Below are 21,728 nucleotides of genomic sequence, written 5' to 3' on the forward strand. Positions count from 1 at the left end.
AAATGGTCAAAGCAAAAAACAAAAAAACCGTTGTTTTTTCGCTTATTCTAACCATTCTGTTAAGGAATTGTATATGCTACAGCGTCCGAAATTTAGTAGTACAGCATAATACAACAGCTTGTTTTCGCCCCATTTCCCGTATACACCTTACTATTGTTTACCCACAACAACGGTAATCCATTCAATTCAGATAAGGAGTTTTGAGCATGACTGATGCACGCTATTTGAAAAGAACGATTTTGAAGGAAACGGTAGACAGCCGTTACTTGGCCGAAGGGCAGCGCAATCTTCGCGTATTTCTCCCGCCGGGCTATAATGAAGTGCTAAGCTATCCGGTTATCTATTGTCAGGATGGAGAGGATTTCTTCAACTTTGGCCGGGTCGCGACGACAGCGACGCAGCTGATATTGGATGAAGGGCTGGAGCCTTTCATTATAGTAGGCGTTGATGTCGACAAAAAAGTGCGCACCGAGGAATACGCGGCGGACGGTAATCGTCATGAAGCTTACCTCCGCTTTTTCGCTGAGGAGCTTGTGCCTTTTATTGAAGAGAAATATCCGGTACGTCGCGAGCCTGAGCACCGGGTGCTAGCGGGCGACTCGCTCGGAGGTACGGTCTCGCTGCATCTGGCGTTGTCGTATCCGCAACTGTTCACACGGGTAATGTCGATGTCCGGCGCTTTCTACGCCAGCTCTCAGAGCATAGTAGGCAACGCCCTCGATCTTAGCTGGCTGGACATTTATATGATCGTTGGCCTTCAGGAAGACGCTTATGAGACAGACCGCGGTGTCTACGACTTCGTCGCACTGAACCGCAACACGCGTGCCCTGCTGGAACACAAAGGCGCCAACATCTTCTACGAAGAGAAAGACGGCAAGCATCAATGGGGCTTCTGGCAAAAGGAAATCCCGCAGGCACTGCGTTACTTTATAGAAGTGGAGTAGGTGACGATTGTCAGCTGCTACTCGCTTATTTGAAAAAGGGAGCTACAAGGCTGTTGAGTCTTGTAGCTCCCTTTTTTCTAGAATTAGTGCAGATGCGTTGGCTGCTTTCTCCGCTCTAAGCCGAATTTCTCGGCTTGCAGCACGCTCAGCGGTTACTTCCCGCTCTCTAAGCCGAGTTTTTCGGCTTGCAGCATTCTCAGCGACTACTTTCGGCTCTCTAAGCCGAGTTTTTCGGCTTGCAGCACGCTCAGCGGCTACTTTCGGCTCTCTAAGCCGAATTTCTCGGCTTGCAGCACACTCAGCGGCTACTTTCGGCTCTCTAAGCCGAAGTTTTCGGCTTGCAGCACGCTCAGCAGCTACTTTCGCATCAACCCTTTGCCATACGTACACAAAAAGAACTGCTCCAGAAGTTATTTTGCATAACTTTCGGAGCAGCCCTTCAATTTGCATCGGTTTACAGCGGAATGAAGACGAGACGCTACACTAGGAAGACCATATTTATTAATTAGGTTAAGTACGGATACGGGGACAGAGTGTCATTCGAGCACGAAAGTTACTATCAGCAAATTACATCCCATCTATCTGTCCATTACACATCTAGCCAGTTCAACACCCGATACCTGTACATCACACCTATATCCATACAGCACTCCGTTATCTGTCCAATACACATCTAGCCAGTTCGGCACCTGTTACCTGTACATCACGCCTATATCGAGTACAGTGTACCCTCCACCAACGAATACAGAATAGTACAGGCACAATGCAGGCAAGTACACACACCCTAACCTACGACCAGCCCGTATCCGCCTTGATTTTGTCGAGCAAAGCGTGACATCCTTCGTCAACCAGCTCATACACATAGTCGAAGTTGCCTTCATAATACGGGTCCGGCACATCCGGCACGCCTCTGTCCGGAATCAGCTCCATGAATGTGAACAGCTTCCCTGCAGCTTGCTGGCCGAGAGCGCTCGCCATCATCTCGCGCGCATCCTTTAGGTTTTTCCGGTCCATACAGACAATATAGTGAAAGTCAGCCGCGTCCTGCGGGATGACCTGCCGAGCTTTCATGCCGACATACGAGATGCTGTGGGCGTCAAGCACACCCCGAGTACCCTCATGCGGCTCACGACCAATATGCCAATCTCCTGTTCCAGCAGAGTCAACAGCTATACGTTCCTCCAGCCCACTCTCTGCAACCAGCTTGCGCATCACCGCTTCCGCCATAGGCGATCTGCATATGTTGCCAAGACATACGAATAATACTCGAACATTGTGGTCCATACTTATTATTCTCCTTTCTTATGCTTCAACTTCCGAATGGCCGCTTGCTCCGATGCGCTAAAAGCACCTCTAAGCGACCTTCTAGGAAGCTTCCATTTGTAGTAAACTGACAGCATCCTGAATGTAATAATGATCACGAATAACGCCAGCAGCTCGATTGTCGACTTAAACCAGCCAAGTCCGATCGCCACACCAGCCAGCATGGCCCATACCGCGTAGATCTCATCCTTTAAGACAAGCGGCTTGCGTCCCGCCAGGACGTCACGGATAATCCCGCCGCCGATACCGGTGAGCATAGCGGCTACAAGCACCGCGCTAAGCGGATGCTCCATCTTGGTCGCATACAATGCGCCTTGAATGGCAAATGCCGACAAGCCGATCGCATCGAAAAAGGCTTCGCTTCGTCTCCACCGCAATATCCACCTAACTGGCAGTATAAAGGCAATGGTCATAGCCGAGAGCGCCGTCATGAACAAATAACCTTGGCTCCATAGCGTCGTTACCGGAACACCGATCAACAGGTTCCGCACCACCCCGCCTCCAAAAGCCGTCACGAGTCCAAGCACGTATACGCCCAAAATATCGTATTCTTCCTCCATCGCCACAACCGCGCCGCTCACCGCAAAGGCAATTGTACCGATTAAGCTGAATACATTGAAAATGTCCATGCTCATGGTCAAGTTCACTGCCGATATCCCCGCTTCCCGTCCGTTATGCATGGCAAGCACCATGCGTCCATACCCATTTTATATCCGGCTCCCTCTAATCGCAACGACAATTTTTGAGCACATTGTCGAATTCAGCGGGAAACGATATACTGAGAGTCGTGTCCACCTCTTGCGGACACTTGACACTTATTCATAGGCCAGAGAGGAAGTACCTTTCATGCAGCAACGCATCATTATTTTCGCCGGAGGAAATTTGGGGCCTTGGGCTCTTCAGCATATTACATCCTCCGATACGTTGATCGGCGCGGATAGCGGCGCCATCTATCTGATATCGAACGGCTTCGCACCTCATATCGCCATCGGCGATTTCGATTCTGTCACAGAATCGGAGATGGAGCTGATTCGCGAACGCAGCGGCAATACCATCTCCTGTGACCCCATAGACAAGAACTACACCGACACCGAGATGGCCTTCCGTCTGGCACTGGACATGAAACCTGACGGCTTGCTTCTGCTAGGCGCACTCGGAACGCGTTTCGACCACTCACTCGCGAATGTGCATCTGCTGGCGCTTGCGAATGAACTGGGCATAGAAGCTGCAATCGTAGACGAGCATAATGAAATTTGTCTCATTTCGAAAACAACCCTGTTCCAGCGCGGCCACCATCCGCAAGTATCCCTTCTGCCCCTGTCCGAACAAGTAACCGGTATTACGCTTACCGGCTTCCAATACCCGCTGAACGAGGCTACACTTACCATCGGGCAATCGCTAGGAATCAGCAACGTCATGAAGGCTGAGCAAGGCAAGATTGAAGTGCGGAATGGCAGACTTCTAGTCATCCGAAGCCGCGACTAACGCAAACATGGACTGACCACAATCTGCCCCCTACTCAGGGGGCAGAACAATTTCCAACCCTTCAACATGCTTCCGGCTCATCTCATGACGCGCCTTTCGATGCTCCTTAGATTCAAAAACAATGTCCAGATCGTAGGTTTCACCAGGATACAGTTTCTCCTTGGCGATGTACATCTTCAGACGCTTGTGGTTAAATCTTAGCTTCTCCCCTTTCACCTGAACAATGACAGTTCCTCTCTCGTCTGCCGGCTGGTAAACGACGCCTGCCCGCTTCAGCGGGTAGATCCACACGGAATCCCCTTTTTGGAACAGACGCCGCTTTGGCTTGGATGCCGAGGCTTCACTCTGCGCATCTGCCCCTAGCGGTAGAGGCTGCCTAGCAAGCGACGGAATAGTAACTGGTCTAGCTGCTTCGGATGGCCCCGTAGCATCATGCGGTCTGATCCATGCTTCGGTCTTCTGCTCATTCATATCCGCTCCATTGTCGGCACTCCTTTGATCGATCCCTTCTTCCATATCCTTGGCGCTCGCCGCCTGCTCCTTCTTGCCTGTTAACAGCCGTTCCGCACGGAGCATGACCGTCTCCGGCAATCCGAATCGTCTGGCAATGGCGAATGCATGGCTGTCACCCGCTTCGCCAATCTCAAGCCGATAAAGCGGCTTAAGCGTAGCCGGATCAAAAGCCATACGGCCATTCTGGCATCCTGGCGTGCGTGCGGCAAACGATTTAATTTCATTGAAGTGTGTAGTTGCACCAACAAGAGAGCCTCTCTCCAGCAGCATTTCCAGCACAGCAATAGATAACGCGATTCCTTCCGACGGATCGGTGCCAGCCGCCATTTCGTCCAGCAATAGCAGCGATCTGGCGTCGGCGACATCGAACATTTCTTTTAGCACGGCAATATGCGAGGAGAAGGTACTAAGCGATTGCTCCAAGCTTTGCCCGTCACCCACATCCGCTATGACATGACGGAAGATACCCAGCACGCTGCCTTCCTCGGCCGGTATAAGCAGACCGGATTGCGCCATGAGCACGAGAAGGCCCATTGTTTTGAGGGATACCGTCTTCCCTCCCGTATTTGGTCCTGTTATAATCAGCTGCTTCCAACGCATGCCGAGCTCCGCATCAAGCGGCATGCTGCCCGCTCCCAGCAGCGGATGTCTAGCACTCTTCAACCATACGACAGGCTGTTCGCTCAGCGTCACACGCTGTCCTTCATAACTGCGAGCCAGCTTGCCGCGGGCCATAATAAAATCGAAGGTCGCCATCGCCTGAGCGTCCGTCTCCAATGCGTGGGCGTAACCCTCCGCCAATTGGGAGAGCTGAGCCAGCACAACCATGCGTTCCCGCTCCTCCGCAGCCCGCCATTCAGCCAGCTCCTGTTGAAGCTCCGATACATCGGCAGGCTCGATAAAGAGCGTCTGGCCGCTGGACGATTCATCCAGCACGGTTCCCGGCACTTGCTTGCGAAACTCACGCTTCACTGCCAGCACGAATCGGTCTCTTCGTTTACTGACGATGCTCTCCTGCAGCGAGCTGCGGTACTTGCTTAGGGAATGGTCCATTTTCCGGCTAATCTTATCCTCGGTTGAATAGATATGCCTGCGAACATACCCGAGATCGGGGCTTGCTTCATCCGTAAGCCTGCCATACCGAATGCATCTTCCCAGCTCTTCCCGAAGAGTCTTGCAGTCATCCAACGATTCGGCATATGACGCAATTGTCGGAGCAATATGCATCTTCCCGCGCATATACCTCTTCATCTGAGCGACCGAGGCAAGCCATACGGCTAGCGCTTCTAGCTCCCCCTCATTATAGCTTCTGCCTTTTCCCAGAAGTACCAGGAACGCTTCAATTCCTTCCATCGCGGACAACGGAATGCTTGCGCCGCTTCCGAGCAGCTCGGAAGCTTCGAACGTCTCGGTCTGCCATGCCTCGATTTGCGCTTTGGACAAGCTTGGCTTCATCCCCTCCGCCAGTCGCTTGCCTGCGTCCGAGACGGTCAACTCTACCGTCATTTTTTTAATCTTGTCATACTCCAATTTTCTCAGCGTTGATTCATTCATTCCTTGATTCCTCCTTCAAAATGAGCATAAAAAAAGACAGCAACGAAAACGCGAGCGCGTTCCGTTCCTGCCTTATAACAAATGAAGCCAATCATACCCGAATAACCCGCGCCAATGCGGCGCAGCTCAAAAAATGGGTATAAAAAAACCGTGCATAGGAGCACGGTGATTTGGCCTCATCCTTATAGCATGGTGGGCGGAAATCCTCATGTTCTCAACTCATGGGATCAGACAACGAAATAAGCCCTGCATATTGCAATTAAAAATCGCGATAAGCCGTGGCTAAACTTAAATCAGCCCTTGTGCGTTATGGCACCAAGGAGCCGCTTTCGTCCTGATCATATCCAATTACGAGTTAAGAACACCGGTAATCATTAAAATTTCCCCTTTGTCATGCTTATTCTCTCTTATCGTATAAAAAAGGCTGCCTCGTGTCAAGTCATCGATCAACTATCTGCGCAAGCCTATAATATCACTAGTCCTCTTTCATAATGTCCACACTAGCATGCTAATCATGCCTCATGCCGGCGAGCGCAGTCTCTATCCTTCTGCCGAACGTACATGCGCATATTTACATATCATCAATCAGCTCATCCAGCTTCCGTTGGCGCTTGCGCTCCCGGATACGGCGCACCTTCTCCTCATCGCGCAGACAGCGGATTAAAGCGAAGCACATGCCGACTATGATCGCAGCAAAAGGCAGCGAAGTCACAATAGAAGCCGTCTGCAAGCCGTTTAATCCGCCGCTCAGGAGCAGCACGATTGCAATCGTCGATTGCATTACACCCCACACCAGCTTCACCTTTGCTTTCGGATTAGGATCGCCATCCTGTGACAAGATGCCTAATACGAATGTCGCCGAATCCGCCGAGGTGACAAAGAAGACTACGATAAGCAGAGTTGCGACTCCCGAAGCAATCTGGCCAAGCGGCAATTGATTCAGCAGCAGAAACAAGACGGAGGTAACATCATTCTCCGCTGCGGCAGCAAGCGGTATATGCTTGAGCAGCTCCATATGAAGACCCGTGCCCCCGAATACGGAAAACCACAAGAAACCAAGCAAGCTAGGTACAATTAATACGCCAAGAACATACTCTTTGATTGTTCTGCCCTTCGATACTCTGGCGATGAATGTTCCCACGAATGGCGTCCAGGAAATCCACCATGCCCAATAAAAAAGCGTCCAGTTGCCAATCCACTTGCTCTCCGAGAATGGAGACAGCCGCAAGCTCATGCCGATTAAATTTTGCACATACGAGCCAAGCGTATTCGTTAGCGTATCTAGAATAAACGCGGTTGGACCTACGCAAAAAACAAAAAGCAGCAAGCAGAATGCCACAATCAAATTGGCCGTGCTTAAAATCTTGATGCCCCGGTCTAGCCCCGACATCGCTGACGCCATAAATAAAAAGGTCATCACGATGATGATCCATATCTGCGTACCCGTCGTCGTGGACATGCCGAACAACGCGTTCAGCCCGCCGTTAATCTGCAGAGCGCCCAGGCCAAGCGAGGTCGCTACGCCGAATACGGTGGCAATGATGGCCAGCAGATCAATGCTCTTCCCGATCGGACCGTATACCCGGTCGCCCAGGATAGGCAGAAACGTGATGCTGATGAGGCCCTTGCGACCCTTGCGGAATTGATGATAAGCAAGTATTAGCCCCACGATCGTATAGATCGCCCATGGATGGAGTCCCCAATGAAAGAATGAATACCGCATCGCGATTCTGGCCGCTTCAGGCGTTCCTCCAGCCAGTCCCTCAGGCGGCACCAAATAATGCGACAGCGGCTCCGCCACACCCCAGAATACGAGCCCGATGCCCATTCCCGTGCTGAACAGCATGGAGAACCAGGACAGCAGCGAATACTCGGGGTCGTCATCATCGCTTCCCAGCTTGAAGCTGCCATATTTGCCGAAGGCCAGCACAAACGAGAAGATCAAAAAGCCGAACATCGACAGCAAATAAAACCAGCCGAATTTCGCAATGGTGAAATCAAATACGACATTGGCGACGGACGATAGCTGATCCGGCTGCAAAGCCCCCCAAAGCACAAACAAAGAAACAATGATGATGGATAGCCGGAAAACCATGACATGTGCCCCCTTTTATGCCATAGCATATCCCGCTGAACGCAAAAATATAGGGTTGCCTGGCATGTTTTTCACATCCCTGGCAACCCTGATCAATCGCATAATTTTATCGTCATGCCGTCTCTCGCGAACTGTACACCCTCCGGCAGCATATTCCTCACATTTACATCAATGTCATGGGACATATGAGTCAGAACCATCTGGCCTGGCTGCCATCGCTCAAATAGCTCTACTGCTTCTTCCACATCATAGATCGAGCGCGTCTCCAGCGGGTATGGCTCCTTGACGAAGCTGGCGCCCAATAGAACGAGGTCCGCTCCATAAAAAGGGACTTGTTGTTGTTCGGTCATATCAATGGCATCCGGACAATAGATCCAGCGGTAGCTGTTCCCGGTATGGACAAACTCGAAGGAATAGGAATAGCCATTGCGGCCGTGATGAACGCGAAAGCATCGGACGTTCCATTGTCCGAGCACTAGTGGCTGCTCCATCGGAATAAAGCGAATTCGCGACACGATCCACGGAAATCTTGAAATAATCTCTGGGACCACTTCCGGCGGACAATACGCTTGTCCAACCTTATCTGTCCACCTGCATGCGTCATACCATTCCGGCAATCCGCCGATATGATCATAATGTGCATGGGTAATCAGCATCCGATCCAATGCGCGAAGCCCGGCATTCTCCATCTGGCTTCCCCAATCGGGTCCGCAGTCTATCCATGTCGTTCCGGTTTCAAGATCCGAGATTTGCAAGGATGGTCTAAGCCTGCGATTGCTGCCTGTTGCTCGCGCTTCCGAACATACGCCGCAATCGCAATAAGAACGGGGAACCCCTTGCGAGTCCCCCGTTCCGCGGAATGTAATGGTCGTCATAGAGGCAGCAGACGGACCTTGCTCATGCCTTTCAGATTGTCGATCATCGCCAGCCAAGCCTCAGGCTTGTTCGGCAGCGCCGAATAATAGCCAGTCAGGAAAGTGACGACAAGCGACGCGTCAATCTCGTCTACCGTCTCGTCTTGCGGCAGGAATCCAAGGTCTAGCTCCGTGACCGCTTGGCCTTCATGATCCCATGAAGGGTGAACATACGACAGATCAAGACGTTTGTAGCCCATATGAGAAAGCACTTCTCTGCGGACATACGGATTCATTGGTGATACGCCGCCGAATTCATGGGATGCTGCGCGGTAAGGATCATAGATCTCCGCAAACATGCCGATCGGCTCCGTGCCGGACTCCTTAGCCAACCGTTCCAGATCACGCTGACGGCTCCGCATCAGGAATCGGCCCACGCCCAGAGACGGCTTGCCGATAATCGTAAAGTCGGTCATCGCGACACGAAGCGATGGATAATAACGGTATTCCGTAGAGCCGACAACTTCTTCTCCATGCAACGCTACGTAGACATGAATGCTTTCATCCAGCAGCGGCTCTCTCCATAGCTCGTAAGCCAGCACTTCCTCTGGCGGGAAGATCGAGCCGAGCAGCTCATGCAACGGCATGAAATAAGGATCGTCGATCGAGGTAATGCGATGGTAAGTTAACATAAGTTCGTCACTCCGATTCTGCTTGTTGATTGATTGTTTGGTTAGTTGACCGATTGGTTTCGAAACGGATTGCGCCATTCCATAATAACCGCATGATGAAGAGATTCCTCATCTTCCAGATAATTCTGAGCAATTCCGACCGGGACGCGGCCGCAGCGCAGCAGGAATGAGATGACCGGGTCCGTCCATTCTCCCGCCAGCACCTTCTCGACATATTGCTGCGGAGTCGCCTCCAGCGACTTGGCCCGATAACCCGGCATGCGGCCTCCGCCAAGCAGACGCTCCAGCCGAAGCTGTACGACCGTTTCGTACATGGACTGCATCAGCCATTTGCCAAGGCCCGTCTTGCGGTACTCCGGGATAACACATATATCGACGACGTACAACGTATCGCCGTCTGGACGATGATTGCGGATATAGCCGTTATCCGTGACCGATTCCCAGCTATGTTCATGCCCGTATTCGCCCATATCAACAATTAGACCGGTCATAGAGCCGACGATACGGCCGTCAACCTCTGCGCATAGCGCTCCCTCGCGGAAGCGGCTGACATGCTCGTCAAGCTGTTCCTTATTCCATAGCAGCTCCTCGGGGAATGGCGGCGGGAAGCTTAATTTCTGTGCATCCATAAGTCCATCAAAGTCCCGTTCCGAATAATTGCGGATGATGGCTTTAACTGGCTTACCGTTGTGCCAGACATACAGCTGTTTGTTCATTCGCGAAGCCCCTTCCCGCCTTAGCTCCAGTCCGGATACAGATCGGATCTTCTGTCTCTCCAGGTCATGACAGAGCCGTTCTTTCTAACTTCCTCTAACAGCGATAGATCAAGATCGCCTACAACGAGCATATCATCGTTGATGACGCCTTCCGCTATAATCCCTGCAGGAGGGAACGGAATATCGTTCGGTGCGAGAATAGCGGCTTGACCGTAGTTGGCACGCATGAAGTCCACCTTGCGAAGAGCGCCCACCGTCCCCGTCGTCACGACATATATTTGATTCTCGATCGTTCTCGCATGGCAGCAATAGCGAACGCGGTGGAAGCCGTGACGGTCATCCGTACAGGAAGGGCAGAAGATGACATCCGCGCCCTTCGCTCTTGCCATCCGAACGATCTCCGGAAATTCGATATCATAGCAAGTGAGCATCGCAATCGTCCCGAACGGCGTCTGGAATACCTCGACTCCATCACCCGGGGACATATCCCATTCCTCTACCTCAGTAGGTGTCAGATGAATCTTGTGTTGAACATCGATTCGGCCATCGGGATGGAACAGATGCGCAGCATTGCGTCTTTTTCCGTCCTCCACTTCGACTACATGGGTACCCCCGATGATATACATGCCGTAGGACTTGGCCAGATCGGCAAATAACCGTTTGTAGTCTTCCGTAAAATCAGGCAGTCTGCCGATCGGAAGCGCTTCGCCCTGATCATCGCCAATAGATAGAAGCTGCGTCGTCATAAACTCAGGGAAGAGCAGGAACTGTACGCCGTATTCTGACGCATTCCTGACATAGTGGGTAACTTGCTCTTCGAATTGCTGGAAACTCTGGATGTCGGCAAGTTTGTATTGCACCGCCGCTACACGATACTTCATGGAAGGACTCCCCCTGATCTAATCATAATTTGCGCTGCTTGAACTGAAGCGTAATGGTTGTGCCCAGCTCTGGCAAGCTGAAGACGTCGATTTTGCCTTCATGCAGATCGACAATCCGCTTGGCAATCGAGAGGCCAAGACCAACACCGCCCGTCGTGCGGCTTCTGGCTCCGTCTACACGGTAGAAGCGTTCGAATAAGTGCGGAATCTCCTTCTCCGGTATGCCCATGCCTTTATCCTTCACTTCGATCTTCACAATGTTCTTCATGAGCGTGATCGAGATATCAATCGGTTCCTTGGAATACTTGATCGCATTGTCCAGTAGAATGACAAGCAACTGACGAATTTTGTCCTTGTCGCCCATCATGCGGACAACTCTAGACAGCGCCTTCACGCGAATCGGCCGCTGGAATGTCGTTTGCATCATCGTTGCAAGCTCATCGACCACCTGCACTACATCGAACATCTCCAGCCTCAGCCAGTCTTCCTGCTCCGCTTCGGCGAGCGTAAGCATCGACTTGGTCAGGTTTTGCAGCCGTGTCGCCTCTTTGGCGATTGCCTCAATCGCCTCGTCGCGCACGCTCTCGTCATCCCTTCCCCATCGCTTCAGCATGCCCGCATAGCTGCTGATGACCGTAAGCGGCGTCTTCAACTCATGCGAAGCGTCCGCAACGAATTGCTTCTGCCTCGCAAAAGTGCGGTCAAGCCGCTCGATCATTTGATTGAAGGCCCGGATCAACTGCTGAAGCTCAGCGGACTCTTCACGGTTGCCCATATCGATCTGGCGAAGCTTGCCGCTCCGGTCGATCTCGCGCATCGTATTGACCATCTGCTGAATCGGTGCGGTTAGCCTCGAGGTGAACCAATACGTACCGAAGATGGCGAATAGAATAGCGCCGCCGCTCGTTACGCTGAGCGCTGCGACCAGCACCTGCAAATAATCATCCAGTTCATCCAGAATGCGCATCACTTCCAGCATGGCGATTACTTTGCCATTCTCGAAGAGCGGCACCTGCATGAAGATGATTCTCTCTCCGCCTCTCGTAATCATGCCGGAATCATGATAGGGCTTGAACTCCGCCGGGATTTCCAAGAGTGCCGTATGCGTGGCCATACCCGTAATACTCAGCACCCGGTTATTGGGCGCAATGATACGGACCATCTCGTTCATACTGCTGTACTCCTCCAGCAGTTCCGGGGAGCTTAGCCCCCGGCCGCTCTGGATTCGCGGATTTTCCAGCATCAGGTTGACTTTGGTCGAGATGACCTCTTCTTCGCTCTCTGTCGTAATTTTGATGACATAGAAGTAGACGAATATATTAAAGAAGATCAGAATTAATATAAGCCAAAAAATCGTAAAAAGCGTAAACCGTTTACGCAGTGTCATGCATCCGGCTCCTTTATCATATAGCCTACGCCGCGTACGGTATGAATCAGCTTATGGCGATAGCCCTTGTCCAGCTTTTGGCGCAAATAACGGATATAGACGTCGACGAGGTTGGTCTCCCCGATAAAGTCGTAACCCCATACTTCGGATAAGATATCCTCGCGAGACTTCTCTTCATTGCGGTTCTCCACCAGATAGACAAGCAGCTCGAATTCACGAGGCGTCAGCTCGATCAGCAGATCCTTCCGGAATACTTTGCGCGTGCGCAGCTCAATCGTCAGATCGCCGAGCTTAATCAGATCGGAGCCTTCCGCTTCCTTCGGATACTGCTGGAAGATGCGCAGAATGTTTCTCACGCGCGCCAGCAGCTCCTCGACCGCAAATGGCTTCGTAATGTAATCATTTGCTCCATGCTCGAAGCCGCTTACCTTATCAGGAACCGTATCTCTTGCTGTAAGCAATATAATAGGAACAGGATTGCCGGCTTGCCGGATCAGGCGAAGCACTTCAATACCGCTCATCTCCGGTAGCATTACATCCAGCAGCACTAGCTGCCATTCACCAGAGGACGCCATCTCGTAGCCTTTGCGCCCGTCATCGGCTACACCTACCGTATAGCCTTCGTGTTCAAGCTCTAACTGCAATATGCGGGCGATCCCCGCTTCATCTTCAACGACAAGTATGCGTTCATTCATGAGTTTGGACCTTCCTTCTTGTTAGAATCCCAACAATATTATCATCATAAAGAAGGATATGTCCAATTGCAAGAGAACTAGCTATTCCCGTTTTGGTCCAGATGCTGGGTCAGCTTGTCGCATAGCGGAGTCATGGCCTTGCCTAACCGATAGTCCAGCACCGTATTTTCCGTCATCCACTTATTGCTCCACAATGCATTTAATACCGCATCCTGCGGCAACAGCGGAATCGCGCATACCGGACGTCCCGGGAAGAGCGACAGCCATTCCGTCCTGGCACGGAACCGCACATCTTTGTTGGCAACCCAATGCAGCGTGCCGCCGCTGTCCTTCAGCTTCTCTCCAAGCTCAATCAGCCGCTGCACATGATCAACTTGCCACTTCGCGATAAAGGGATCGCGACGGCAATGACGTGCATCGATTCCATCAGCCAATATAGCGCATCGGGCTCATGCCATTTGCTGGAGAAATCAATGATGTTGATCTCGCTGCCAAACTGTCTCAGCTTTTGCTCAAACAATCTGGAGTCATGTCCGTTCTGCGACAAATGATGCGACGGGACCACGCACCAGTGGATCGCATTGCTATCCCTCTTTCTTCGATTATAAAACTCCGTATAGCTGATCATCCCATCTTCCTCGTTGGGGTCCTTCTTGGATCTTGCGGGCAGCAATTCGATCCACTCCGGCTGCACGCCGTAATATTCCGCAGCCGTCACGGAGCAGCCTCGCCGTCCGAGCATCATGGATAAGGTGATGGACAGCATGGTAGCCCCCGCCCCAGGCGACATGGAGATGACGCTGACAAGCGCCGGCTTCAGGCTGTTCATATGCGTATCCCAGCGTTTGGGACCGTCATCCTTCAGCACAGCCTGAGAAGTAAAGGCTTTTAATGCTTGTTCCACTTCCTGCATAGTCTGGTAGCGATGCACCGGATTGAGCTGCAGCATTCTCTCCAGCACCGTACCGAACGATGCAGGGTAATCCTTTGGCAATTGGGGGATGATCGACCGGTAACCACTGGATTCACCGTCGTACATCCGGACGCCGTTTGATACGATGTAATACAGTAACGCACCAAGACCATAGATGTCCGTCCGAGCGTCACTTTGCCTCCCGTCCCGCTGCTCCGGTGCTGCAAAACCAAGCGTGCCGAGCTTCACCGTATCGCCGTACTGTCCTTCCTTATATCTTCTCGATATGCCGAAATCGATCAGCTTAATGTTGCCTTTACGGTCAATCATCACATTAGACGGCTTCAAGTCGCGATGTATAATAGCAGATGGACGTGTATGCAGGTAGACCAGCGCCGAGCATAACTGCAGACCGATATGAATCAGCTCAGGAAACGTAAAGCCGCTCATGGATTGATTCAGCATACTGGCAATCGTATTGCCATCCACATAATCCATGATCAGCACTTCCCTACCCGTCCCATCCAGCGGCGGGAAATAGTCGGTTATGAGCGGCAAGTAGGGATGACTCAGTTTCATTAGCGTATGGGCTTCTTCCGAGTAGATGCCTGACCCGGTGCTGCCTGATGTTATTTTCATCGCGCGCACAGTGCCTTCAAGCTTCAGATCCTCTACCGCGTAGACGACTCCCATGCCTCCTTGTCCAATGACGCGAATGACACGGTAACGGTCTCCGACAATTGTTCCATTCCTCAAAAGTTCGCTTCCTGCTTGATTGTTCATCATCTGTCAGTCTCCTTCTTCTCCCAAACGAAAAAAAGCATCACGAAATCACCTGCGCACGGCAGGTGTTTTTCGGGATGCTTTCCCATTTCTTATATGGTTGATAATGCCATCATTATAACATAGTTGCGATCCTTGCGAATAGTACCACGGTGACGCGATCGCCGCCCTAGCTACTCCTTGATGCGAAGATGCAAGGTAATCTCTTCTCTATTGTGGAAGAGCTGCTTGGCCTTCAGTACGGTAAACGCCGTGCCTAGCCGCTCTTTCACTTCCCTTATGGTCTGCAGCGGCTTACGGTGCATCAGCTTCACGGTTACGATCGCTGTTGCTTCGGGAGCCAGCGCGCCCTTTAAATCCAGTACAAGCTTGCTCATCAGCATTGGACTCCAGCTCATATCGCAGACGAGCAGATCAAATGCGCGCTTGGGAAGCTTGGCTTCGGACGCATTGCGCTTGATATGCGTGAGCGCCGGGCTTGCCAGCAGGGACGGATGCATATCAGCGGGATCAATGGCCGTAACACGCAGTCCGCGTTCCAGCAGCAGGGAAGTCCAGCCGCCCGGCGCCGCTCCGACATCCAGCGCTTGCCGGTAATCCATGTACTGCAACCCGAATGCTCTCTCCGCTTCAAGCAGCTTGAACTTGGCTCTGGATACCTGTCCCTCTTCGCGCTGGAACCGTACGGCTCCCCCCGGCCAATCCGACAGCATGTCTTCCGGTGTGGCGAAGCCGACATACAGCTTGTCCCCTGCCGCATATACGGAAATAATCATCTCCGGCTGCTGTACAACAGGCTCCGCATCCAACTCCTCCAGAACTGCATCAAGCAGCGCCTTTGTATCGGAAGCCGTATAATGGAAGGATGTATTTGCATTTCTACGAATATGTACAGCGGTCCGCTTCTCTTCAAAGGCAAGACGGGCGTTGCGGATCATGTCCGCTAAGCCCTGCAAATCAGACGCGCTCCCATCAATATCCATGATCCGGTCGACCGGTTGGATATGACGGAGGAAGATAGGCTCGTCCCGATGAATAGCCGCGAGAGCTTCAGCTTGCTCCATGGCGCAATTCATAAGGAACACCTCTCCTGCGGCAAGCTGAGTGAAGCTTGCCCCCGGAATTAGTCTTCGAAGCTCCTCCATTGCATAAGGAGCATAGGTTTGATTCGCTGTTCCGATCCATTGACTCACGATAGCTAAGCCTCTTTCATTATGATGTAATAGTAGCAGTATCTTAAGCGCTAACGACGCGATGCCTCTGATATTTCGTCCAGCAGCCACTGTGGCATGGGGCCGCCAAATAACTGAACATCCTCAGGCACATGCTCTGTAAGCGCATGATACATCTGCTGCTTTCCAGGAGCGCTGGACGTATGCAAATAAATGCGACGTGGATATTTGCCGGATTGAATCAGGTGATGCACGACTTCATACCCTGTAGGTTGGCCCCAGCCTAAGTCGTAGTCCAATGACAGGATATCGATTGACTCTCCGTCGATGAGCAGATTGCATTCTTCTGCTGTCTTGGCAAGCACGAATCCTTGAGGACATTTGCGGAAGTCATCCAGATATACGTGGATCATTCAGACCCTCCATCCGATTTGCTCACGATAATAAATACAGCATTATTCAGTTATTTCCTGACATCCCGTACAAGCGAACGCTTTCCGGTTGCCTGCTGTCAGCTTCTGAACCGTTCCTCCGCATCTTGCACAGGCCTGGCCTTCACGCTTGTAGACCTGGAAGCGCTCGGCGAATCCGCCCGTCAGCAAATCACCTTCAAATAACGGCTTCTCTCCGGCGCCGCCATGGGAGATTGCATCGCGGAGCACGCTGCCCATCGCTTGATACAGTCTCTCCCATGCTTCGGCATCCAGCGATTGAAGCTTCGCATCGGGACGAATCCTTGCCGCGAAGGCGATTTCATCCGCATAGACCGGACCGATCCCGGAGATCAGCCCTTCATCCAACAGCGCTGTCCTGAGCGTGCTTCTCTTCTTGGCGAAGCGCTCCACGAAGCGAGATAGCGTCAGCCGTTTGTCTAGCGGGTCGATGCCGCGCCCTTTCATATACTCCTCCAGCCCTTTTACAGACATCAGCTTGATGTCCTCCGCTTGCAGGCCGTAGAAGGTTACATAACGCTCCCCAAGGGAAATGGTCAAGGAAGCTTTCGCATCCTGCTCCCTGTCGCCGGTTCCGCAATAAACATAAGCATCACTAGAGATTTTCATAAGAAGCCGCTTGCCATTGTCCAGATGGAAAACAAGATGCTGCGCTCTCCGTTCGACGAACCAGATGGTCGTCCCCACTACATGACCGCTGAGCTCTGTCTGAGCGGCCTCATCCATACCATGCTGATGGATGGTCATTGCTGTTATTTGGGCGCCTGCATAACGTTCAGCAAGTATAGCCCGGTAGATCTCCAACTCCGGCAGTTCCTGCATCTAGGCTTTATCCTCCCTGCACATGCTGTTTGCACTTAGATTGCTTGCAATTTCGTATCTCAAATCATCCAAAGTATTGCATATTCGGTCTGGCCTGCAACCGGCAGCTGCCGCGTATTGTTCCAAATTATCGCTATGAGTCAAGCCCGTAAGGACTAGTACTGCCTTGCATCCTGCGGCATGACCAGCTGCTATATCCGTCGCTATATTGTCCCCAATGACCCAGGTTTCCGAATGTGGAACACCAAGCCGCCTTAATGAATAGTCCATCAGAATGGACGAAGGCTTGCCGATGACTACGGGTCTCTCCCCGCTCGCCGCCTGCAGCATAGCCCCAATGGAACCAGCTCCCGGAATAAGCCCGTCAGCGGAGGGAAGCAGCAGATCGGGATTGGTCATCACATATATCGCGCCAGCCCGTATGTATCGAACCGCTCTGGCCATTCGCTCATAGCTCATGGTCCGGTCAATTCCTTGTACGACATAGTCAGGCTGTTCGTCTTCCGTCAAGCGGCAGCCGGCTTCCTGAAGCGAGCTTCGCAAGCCGCTCTCCCCAATCACGAAGACGGAAGCTCCTGGTGCCTGATCGGCAATATAGCCCGCAGCAGCTTGAGCGGAGGTGCATACATCCGAAGCCTGCGCGGGTATGCCCATCGCCGACAATCGTTCGGCTACCTCTTCCGCCGATACTGATGAATTGTTCGTTACGTATTGATAAGGTAATTTAACCTCATTAATATATGCGATAAGGCGATCCGCCCCATCGATTCGACTGGAACCCTGATACAGCGTCCCGTCCAGATCGATTAACAGTCCGCGCAAGCGGTCGTTCGATTTACTCATGATTCCATCCCTCTTCTGCCTTGCTTGCGCCGCAGCCTGGCTGCCCGATTGCGAAGGCTGTCCTGCTCCGACTGATGCTTGCGATTGCGCTGTCCGAAGAGCGTAAGCCGCTCATGCCTCTCCAGAGCTCGCAGGGCAAAAGCCAGCGCCGATTCCAGATCCTTCGTACGGTGTTCATAATACATCGCAAGCTCAATACAGGCATCAATCACATCCTCATGCGACTGGGCTCCAGCTTGCACAATGGCTTTCTGCCACAATAACACAGCCCGCCCCCAATTTCCAGCCTTCTTATCGCTTGCTGCCAGCATGAGAAGCGATGACGGAGCAGCCCCCTCATGCTGCATGGCCCGCTCGAACAAGATCTCCGGCAATCCGCCCAATCCCATGCGATTCAGCCATAACCCGGTACGGACTAATTCTTCTGCTTCCGTCGGGTACGGAATTCGTCTGAAGATCTGTTCCTGAAGCAGCCAGCCGAAACGGATCGACAAGCAAGCGAGCGACAAGAGATCGCTTTCATTATGACGGAATACACCCTCCAGCGGAGCCGGGTCCCCATCTGCCAAATATTGAAAATAAAGCTGCGGGGCCAGGGAGCCAGGTACGTCATTCGTTCGGGTAATGCCAAGCCGCTCCTCTTCAATATGACTAAGCTTGCACGAAGCGAGCGTATTCCGCCATATCGAGCGCGAAGGATGTAAGAAATCAAGATGAAGCGGAGCATAATCCGCAAACCTGATCGCATTCATGATCATGCGATTCTGCACCAGCGGCCAATCGAAAGTTTTACCATTATATGTGGCGAGATACGTATAATTGCGAAGCTTTTTCTGCAAATCCGACAGCATGGCAAACTCCTCGGCGGGATGTCGGATCAGTGTCTGTTCAATGATGAAAGAGTCGCCGCTCATATAGCCGATCCCGACCATAAACGGAACATTCCCCGTTCCGACGCCTAGCCCCGTCGTCTCCAAATCCAGATAAAGGATGGAATCGGGCGCTGGTTCGCCAGCATTGGGGTGGAAGGATGACAAGCCGGAGGCCGCCTCCCTCAGTTCGCCGACGGCATGTGTACCATGGCGATGATCAAGCGGATAGACCGTTCTTCTAATCAAATAAGAGCCAGCTTCATTGTGGCGAAGGCCCACCCCGAAAGCAGACCAGCCCGGATGCAGCTGCTCCCCGTCATCTACCTCAATCGGAACAGGCGATGTTTGGACGGGAACTGTCGCATCGTCATCCATAGTCCTTGTTTCCCCTGACGTGGCCCTTAACCGGTTCATCCGGTCACGCAGGCCGCTCATAGCGCTCCTGCTTCCTGGAGCAGCTCCAGCGCTTGCTGCTTGCCTAGCAGCCCTACCTCTTCGATCGGGCCGACGCAAGCGGGACAGCCGCTGAGACAGCCGCAGGATATGATCATCGACTTGGCATGGTTGAGCAATTCATCATGCACCTCGTACAAACGCTCGCTTAGGCCGACGCCGCCGGGGTAACGATCGTAGAAGTAGATTGTCGGACGCTGCGTATGCACCGCCTTCACCTGTGGTACGACGCGTATGTCGAACGGATCACACATCAGATAGAGCGGCGCGATATGGACCAGCACATTCGCAATGCCGAGCAGAGCGAATTGCATTTCGTTTTTGCTCTTGCGCGCCGCCGCTTCTTCGCTGAACGAGAACCAATAGCCGCTCGTATGCAGCTCCTCCTCCGGGAGATGGATCGGACCCGATCCGATATTCTCATGGGTGCGCAGACGAATTTTTTTGAAGATCGTCGCTTTGGCATTAACCGTTACTTCACCGTATTGCCGGAGCAGGTCGCCGGTTTGCTTCTCCTTGTCTACATGAAGAACTTTCAGCTCGACCGCCAGATTGGCATCCGTATAATAGTCAACATCTACCTGGCGCACGAATGCTTTTTTCTCCGGGTAATCGAGCTTCTCGACCTGGAACTGAACGCCTTCATGTATGTAGATGGCTTCCTCATGAATAAGCGTAGGCGCACTGAAGCGATCCACTTCACCAAGCACCCGGTTGTCATTGGTCATGTCGACGATAACAAAGTTCTCCTGCGCAGCGGAACGAAGTGAAATATTGTGCGCGGGGAATGATTGCTCCATCCAGAACCAGCGGTCGCCCGCCTTGTGGAGCACCTTCTCCTCCACCAGAAATTCCATCATATCCGCAAGCGATTCCGACCCGAACGCCTCTCCCTCGCGGAACGGCAGCTCATAGGCCGCACACTTGACATGATCGATCAGCACGAGCAAATTGTCCGGATGGATCAGCGCCCGCTCGGGCGGATGAGCGAAGAAAAAATCCGGATTCTGGATCATGTATTGATCCAAGGGGTTGCTGCTCGCCACCAGGAATGTTACTGAGCTTTCCATCCTCCGTCCAGCTCGGCCAGATTGCTGCCAGGTGCTTGCGATGGTGCCTGGATAGCCATTCAGAACGCAGGCTTGCAGCTGACCGATATCAATCCCCAGCTCCAGCGCGTTCGTGCTGACTACGCCGCGGATTTCTCCCGTCCGAAGCCCCTTCTCAATCTCGCGCCGCAGCTTAGGCAAGTAACCGCCACGATATCCTCTAATCGTCTTGCCGTCCAGCTTATCGCGGATGAGCTCTTGCAAGTAAGTAAGCAGCAGCTCGACTCGCACGCGGCTTCTGGCGAATACAATCGTCTGTACGCCTTGCTTCAGCAGCATAGCCGCAAGCTTCTGCGTCTCCAGCACGCTGCTGCGGCGAATGCCAAGCTGTTTGTTGACAACGGGCGGATTGTAAAGCACAAAATGCTTTTCGCCCATTGGCGCGCCATTATTGTCCACAAGCTCGACTCGCTCGCCGATCAATCGCTCCGCATGCTCTTTCGGATTATCAATGGTTGCGGATGCGCATATGAACTGCGGATTCGAGCCATAGAATCGGCAGATCCGCTTCAGACGCCGAATCACGTTGGCAACGTGGCTGCCAAATATGCCGCGGTAGGCATGCACCTCGTCAATCACAATATATTTGATATTCTCAAACAGCTTGACCCACTTGGTATGATGGGGCAGAATCGCGGAGTGCAGCATATCAGGGTTCGTGACGACAATATGGCCGCTGTTGCGGATTGCCGATCGTACCGTCGGAGGCGTATCTCCGTCATAGGTATGGGTTTTGATCCCGCTGTCCATCAGGTCAGCCAGCACTTGCAGCTCCGCCACCTGATCCTGAGCAAGCGCCTTCGTAGGGAATAAGTAGAGCGCTCGGCCTTCCTCCTGCTGGAGCAGGCTCTGCACGACCGGCAAGTTGTAGCATAACGTCTTGCCTGAAGCTGTCGGTGTCACGGCGACGACATGACTGCCTCTTCCTACTGCCTCGTACGCAGCCGCTTGATGAGAATAGAGCTTCTCGATTCCGCGCTTCCTGAGCGCTTCCCGCCATGCGGGATGCAGATCATCCGGCAGCGGCGCGAACTTCGCCTCACGCGGAGGCAAGGTGCGCCAATGCGTCACGTTTTCCATGACTGACTCGTTTGCCTTAAGCTGCCCGAGCCATTCCTCCAGATTCGCCGCTCTCCCCGTCCATCGATTCATTGCCTTCACTCCTCTGCC

General features: G+C 52.6%; 21 protein-coding genes. 2 read left to right on the forward strand and 19 right to left on the reverse strand.

Annotation, left to right across the window (positions count from 1 at the left end):
• The first annotated feature begins 206 nt into the window (after window positions 1-206).
• Window positions 207-944: an alpha/beta hydrolase gene (locus AC0YNW_RS13375; protein ID WP_387473357.1), complete on the forward strand. Its 738-nt coding sequence runs from the start codon at window positions 207-209 to the stop codon at window positions 942-944.
• A 42-nt stretch (window positions 945-986) separates the two neighbouring features.
• On the opposite strand, the gene AC0YNW_RS13380 is transcribed toward AC0YNW_RS13375, so the two are convergent.
• The 3 genes from AC0YNW_RS13380 to AC0YNW_RS13390 all read right to left on the reverse strand — a co-directional run bounded on the left by AC0YNW_RS13380 (window position 987) and on the right by AC0YNW_RS13390 (window position 2,896).
• Window positions 987-1,334: a hypothetical protein gene (locus tag AC0YNW_RS13380; RefSeq protein ID WP_475832422.1), complete on the reverse strand. Its 348-nt coding sequence runs from the start codon at window positions 1,332-1,334 to the stop codon at window positions 987-989.
• 399 nt (window positions 1,335-1,733) lie between these two features.
• Window positions 1,734-2,228 carry a low molecular weight protein-tyrosine-phosphatase gene (locus AC0YNW_RS13385; protein ID WP_475832423.1) on the reverse strand — a complete coding sequence of 165 codons (495 nt, stop codon included), beginning with the start codon at window positions 2,226-2,228 and terminating at the stop codon, window positions 1,734-1,736.
• A gap of 5 nt (window positions 2,229-2,233) precedes the next feature.
• Window positions 2,234-2,896, reverse strand: coding sequence for a trimeric intracellular cation channel family protein (locus AC0YNW_RS13390; protein WP_387474257.1), 663 nt, complete (start codon window positions 2,894-2,896; stop codon window positions 2,234-2,236).
• A 217-nt stretch (window positions 2,897-3,113) separates the two neighbouring features.
• Between AC0YNW_RS13390 and AC0YNW_RS13395 the strand changes: the two genes are divergently transcribed.
• On the forward strand, window positions 3,114-3,752 hold the full coding sequence (locus tag AC0YNW_RS13395) for a thiamine diphosphokinase (RefSeq protein ID WP_475832424.1): 639 nt from the start codon (window positions 3,114-3,116) through the stop codon (window positions 3,750-3,752).
• 30 nt (window positions 3,753-3,782) lie between these two features.
• On the opposite strand, the gene AC0YNW_RS13400 is transcribed toward AC0YNW_RS13395, so the two are convergent.
• The 16 genes from AC0YNW_RS13400 to AC0YNW_RS13475 form a co-directional block, all read right to left on the reverse strand.
• Complete coding sequence (locus AC0YNW_RS13400; RefSeq protein WP_475832425.1) at window positions 3,783-5,819, reverse strand: endonuclease MutS2; 2,037 nt, start codon at window positions 5,817-5,819, stop codon at window positions 3,783-3,785.
• Window positions 5,820-6,390: 571 nt separating this feature from the next.
• Complete coding sequence (locus tag AC0YNW_RS13405; RefSeq protein ID WP_387473367.1) at window positions 6,391-7,914, reverse strand: glycine betaine uptake BCCT transporter; 1,524 nt, start codon at window positions 7,912-7,914, stop codon at window positions 6,391-6,393.
• A gap of 92 nt (window positions 7,915-8,006) precedes the next feature.
• Window positions 8,007-8,789: an MBL fold metallo-hydrolase gene (locus AC0YNW_RS13410; protein WP_475832426.1), complete on the reverse strand. Its 783-nt coding sequence runs from the start codon at window positions 8,787-8,789 to the stop codon at window positions 8,007-8,009.
• Window positions 8,786-9,460 carry a GNAT family N-acetyltransferase gene (locus AC0YNW_RS13415; RefSeq protein WP_475832427.1) on the reverse strand — a complete coding sequence of 225 codons (675 nt, stop codon included), beginning with the start codon at window positions 9,458-9,460 and terminating at the stop codon, window positions 8,786-8,788. The genes AC0YNW_RS13410 and AC0YNW_RS13415 overlap by 4 nt, the downstream gene beginning before the upstream one ends.
• 41 nt (window positions 9,461-9,501) lie before the next feature.
• A complete protein-coding gene (locus tag AC0YNW_RS13420) occupies window positions 9,502-10,176 on the reverse strand; it encodes a GNAT family N-acetyltransferase (RefSeq protein ID WP_475832428.1) in 675 nt (224 codons plus the stop codon).
• A gap of 20 nt (window positions 10,177-10,196) precedes the next feature.
• Window positions 10,197-11,057: a carbon-nitrogen hydrolase family protein gene (locus tag AC0YNW_RS13425; RefSeq protein ID WP_475832429.1), complete on the reverse strand. Its 861-nt coding sequence runs from the start codon at window positions 11,055-11,057 to the stop codon at window positions 10,197-10,199.
• 22 nt (window positions 11,058-11,079) lie between these two features.
• Window positions 11,080-12,444, reverse strand: coding sequence for a sensor histidine kinase (locus tag AC0YNW_RS13430; RefSeq protein ID WP_387473378.1), 1,365 nt, complete (start codon window positions 12,442-12,444; stop codon window positions 11,080-11,082).
• Window positions 12,441-13,139: a response regulator transcription factor gene (locus AC0YNW_RS13435; protein WP_387473380.1), complete on the reverse strand. Its 699-nt coding sequence runs from the start codon at window positions 13,137-13,139 to the stop codon at window positions 12,441-12,443. Before AC0YNW_RS13435 ends, AC0YNW_RS13430 begins: the two co-directional genes overlap by 4 nt.
• A gap of 77 nt (window positions 13,140-13,216) precedes the next feature.
• Complete coding sequence (locus AC0YNW_RS13440) at window positions 13,217-13,504, reverse strand: hypothetical protein (RefSeq protein ID WP_475832430.1); 288 nt, start codon at window positions 13,502-13,504, stop codon at window positions 13,217-13,219.
• Window positions 13,492-14,838 (reverse strand): serine/threonine protein kinase, encoded by a 1,347-nt coding sequence (locus tag AC0YNW_RS13445; RefSeq protein WP_475832431.1) that lies wholly within the window; start codon window positions 14,836-14,838, stop codon window positions 13,492-13,494. The genes AC0YNW_RS13440 and AC0YNW_RS13445 overlap by 13 nt, the downstream gene beginning before the upstream one ends.
• A 170-nt stretch (window positions 14,839-15,008) precedes the next feature.
• Entirely contained in the window at window positions 15,009-16,028 is a 1,020-nt protein-coding gene (locus tag AC0YNW_RS13450) for an SAM-dependent methyltransferase (RefSeq protein ID WP_475832432.1), read from the reverse strand.
• 50 nt (window positions 16,029-16,078) lie between these two features.
• Complete coding sequence (locus AC0YNW_RS13455) at window positions 16,079-16,420, reverse strand: cyclic-phosphate processing receiver domain-containing protein (protein WP_475832433.1); 342 nt, start codon at window positions 16,418-16,420, stop codon at window positions 16,079-16,081.
• 42 nt (window positions 16,421-16,462) lie between these two features.
• Entirely contained in the window at window positions 16,463-17,281 is an 819-nt protein-coding gene (locus AC0YNW_RS13460) for an Fpg/Nei family DNA glycosylase (protein WP_475832434.1), read from the reverse strand.
• Window positions 17,282-18,124 (reverse strand): TIGR01457 family HAD-type hydrolase, encoded by an 843-nt coding sequence (locus tag AC0YNW_RS13465; RefSeq protein WP_475832435.1) that lies wholly within the window; start codon window positions 18,122-18,124, stop codon window positions 17,282-17,284.
• Window positions 18,121-19,431: a ribonuclease H-like domain-containing protein gene (locus tag AC0YNW_RS13470; RefSeq protein ID WP_475832436.1), complete on the reverse strand. Its 1,311-nt coding sequence runs from the start codon at window positions 19,429-19,431 to the stop codon at window positions 18,121-18,123. Before AC0YNW_RS13470 ends, AC0YNW_RS13465 begins: the two co-directional genes overlap by 4 nt.
• Window positions 19,428-21,710, reverse strand: coding sequence for a DEAD/DEAH box helicase (locus tag AC0YNW_RS13475; protein WP_475832437.1), 2,283 nt, complete (start codon window positions 21,708-21,710; stop codon window positions 19,428-19,430). Before AC0YNW_RS13475 ends, AC0YNW_RS13470 begins: the two co-directional genes overlap by 4 nt.
• Window positions 21,711-21,728 lie beyond the last annotated feature (18 nt).

The organism is Paenibacillus sp. J31R120, assembly GCF_056269225.1.

Bases quoted from the DNA above. Each gene is read 5' to 3' on its own strand.
- AC0YNW_RS13375 (WP_387473357.1), top strand. From the start codon at position 207: ATGACTGATGCACGCTATTTGAAAAGAACGATTTTGAAGGAAACGGTA.
- AC0YNW_RS13385 (WP_475832423.1), bottom strand. From the start codon at position 2,228: ATGGACCACAATGTTCGAGTATTATTCGTATGTCTTGGCAACATATGC.
- AC0YNW_RS13390 (WP_387474257.1), bottom strand. From the start codon at position 2,896: ATGGACATTTTCAATGTATTCAGCTTAATCGGTACAATTGCCTTTGCG.
- AC0YNW_RS13395 (WP_475832424.1), top strand. From the start codon at position 3,114: ATGCAGCAACGCATCATTATTTTCGCCGGAGGAAATTTGGGGCCTTGG.
- AC0YNW_RS13400 (WP_475832425.1), bottom strand. From the start codon at position 5,819: ATGAATGAATCAACGCTGAGAAAATTGGAGTATGACAAGATTAAAAAA.
- AC0YNW_RS13405 (WP_387473367.1), bottom strand. From the start codon at position 7,914: ATGGTTTTCCGGCTATCCATCATCATTGTTTCTTTGTTTGTGCTTTGG.
- AC0YNW_RS13410 (WP_475832426.1), bottom strand. From the start codon at position 8,789: ATGACGACCATTACATTCCGCGGAACGGGGGACTCGCAAGGGGTTCCC.
- AC0YNW_RS13415 (WP_475832427.1), bottom strand. From the start codon at position 9,460: ATGTTAACTTACCATCGCATTACCTCGATCGACGATCCTTATTTCATG.
- AC0YNW_RS13420 (WP_475832428.1), bottom strand. From the start codon at position 10,176: ATGAACAAACAGCTGTATGTCTGGCACAACGGTAAGCCAGTTAAAGCC.
- AC0YNW_RS13425 (WP_475832429.1), bottom strand. From the start codon at position 11,057: ATGAAGTATCGTGTAGCGGCGGTGCAATACAAACTTGCCGACATCCAG.
- AC0YNW_RS13430 (WP_387473378.1), bottom strand. From the start codon at position 12,444: ATGACACTGCGTAAACGGTTTACGCTTTTTACGATTTTTTGGCTTATA.
- AC0YNW_RS13435 (WP_387473380.1), bottom strand. From the start codon at position 13,139: ATGAATGAACGCATACTTGTCGTTGAAGATGAAGCGGGGATCGCCCGC.
- AC0YNW_RS13445 (WP_475832431.1), bottom strand. From the start codon at position 14,838: ATGATGAACAATCAAGCAGGAAGCGAACTTTTGAGGAATGGAACAATT.
- AC0YNW_RS13455 (WP_475832433.1), bottom strand. From the start codon at position 16,420: ATGATCCACGTATATCTGGATGACTTCCGCAAATGTCCTCAAGGATTC.
- AC0YNW_RS13460 (WP_475832434.1), bottom strand. From the start codon at position 17,281: ATGCAGGAACTGCCGGAGTTGGAGATCTACCGGGCTATACTTGCTGAA.
- AC0YNW_RS13465 (WP_475832435.1), bottom strand. From the start codon at position 18,124: ATGAGTAAATCGAACGACCGCTTGCGCGGACTGTTAATCGATCTGGAC.
- AC0YNW_RS13470 (WP_475832436.1), bottom strand. From the start codon at position 19,431: ATGAGCGGCCTGCGTGACCGGATGAACCGGTTAAGGGCCACGTCAGGG.
- AC0YNW_RS13475 (WP_475832437.1), bottom strand. From the start codon at position 21,710: ATGAATCGATGGACGGGGAGAGCGGCGAATCTGGAGGAATGGCTCGGG.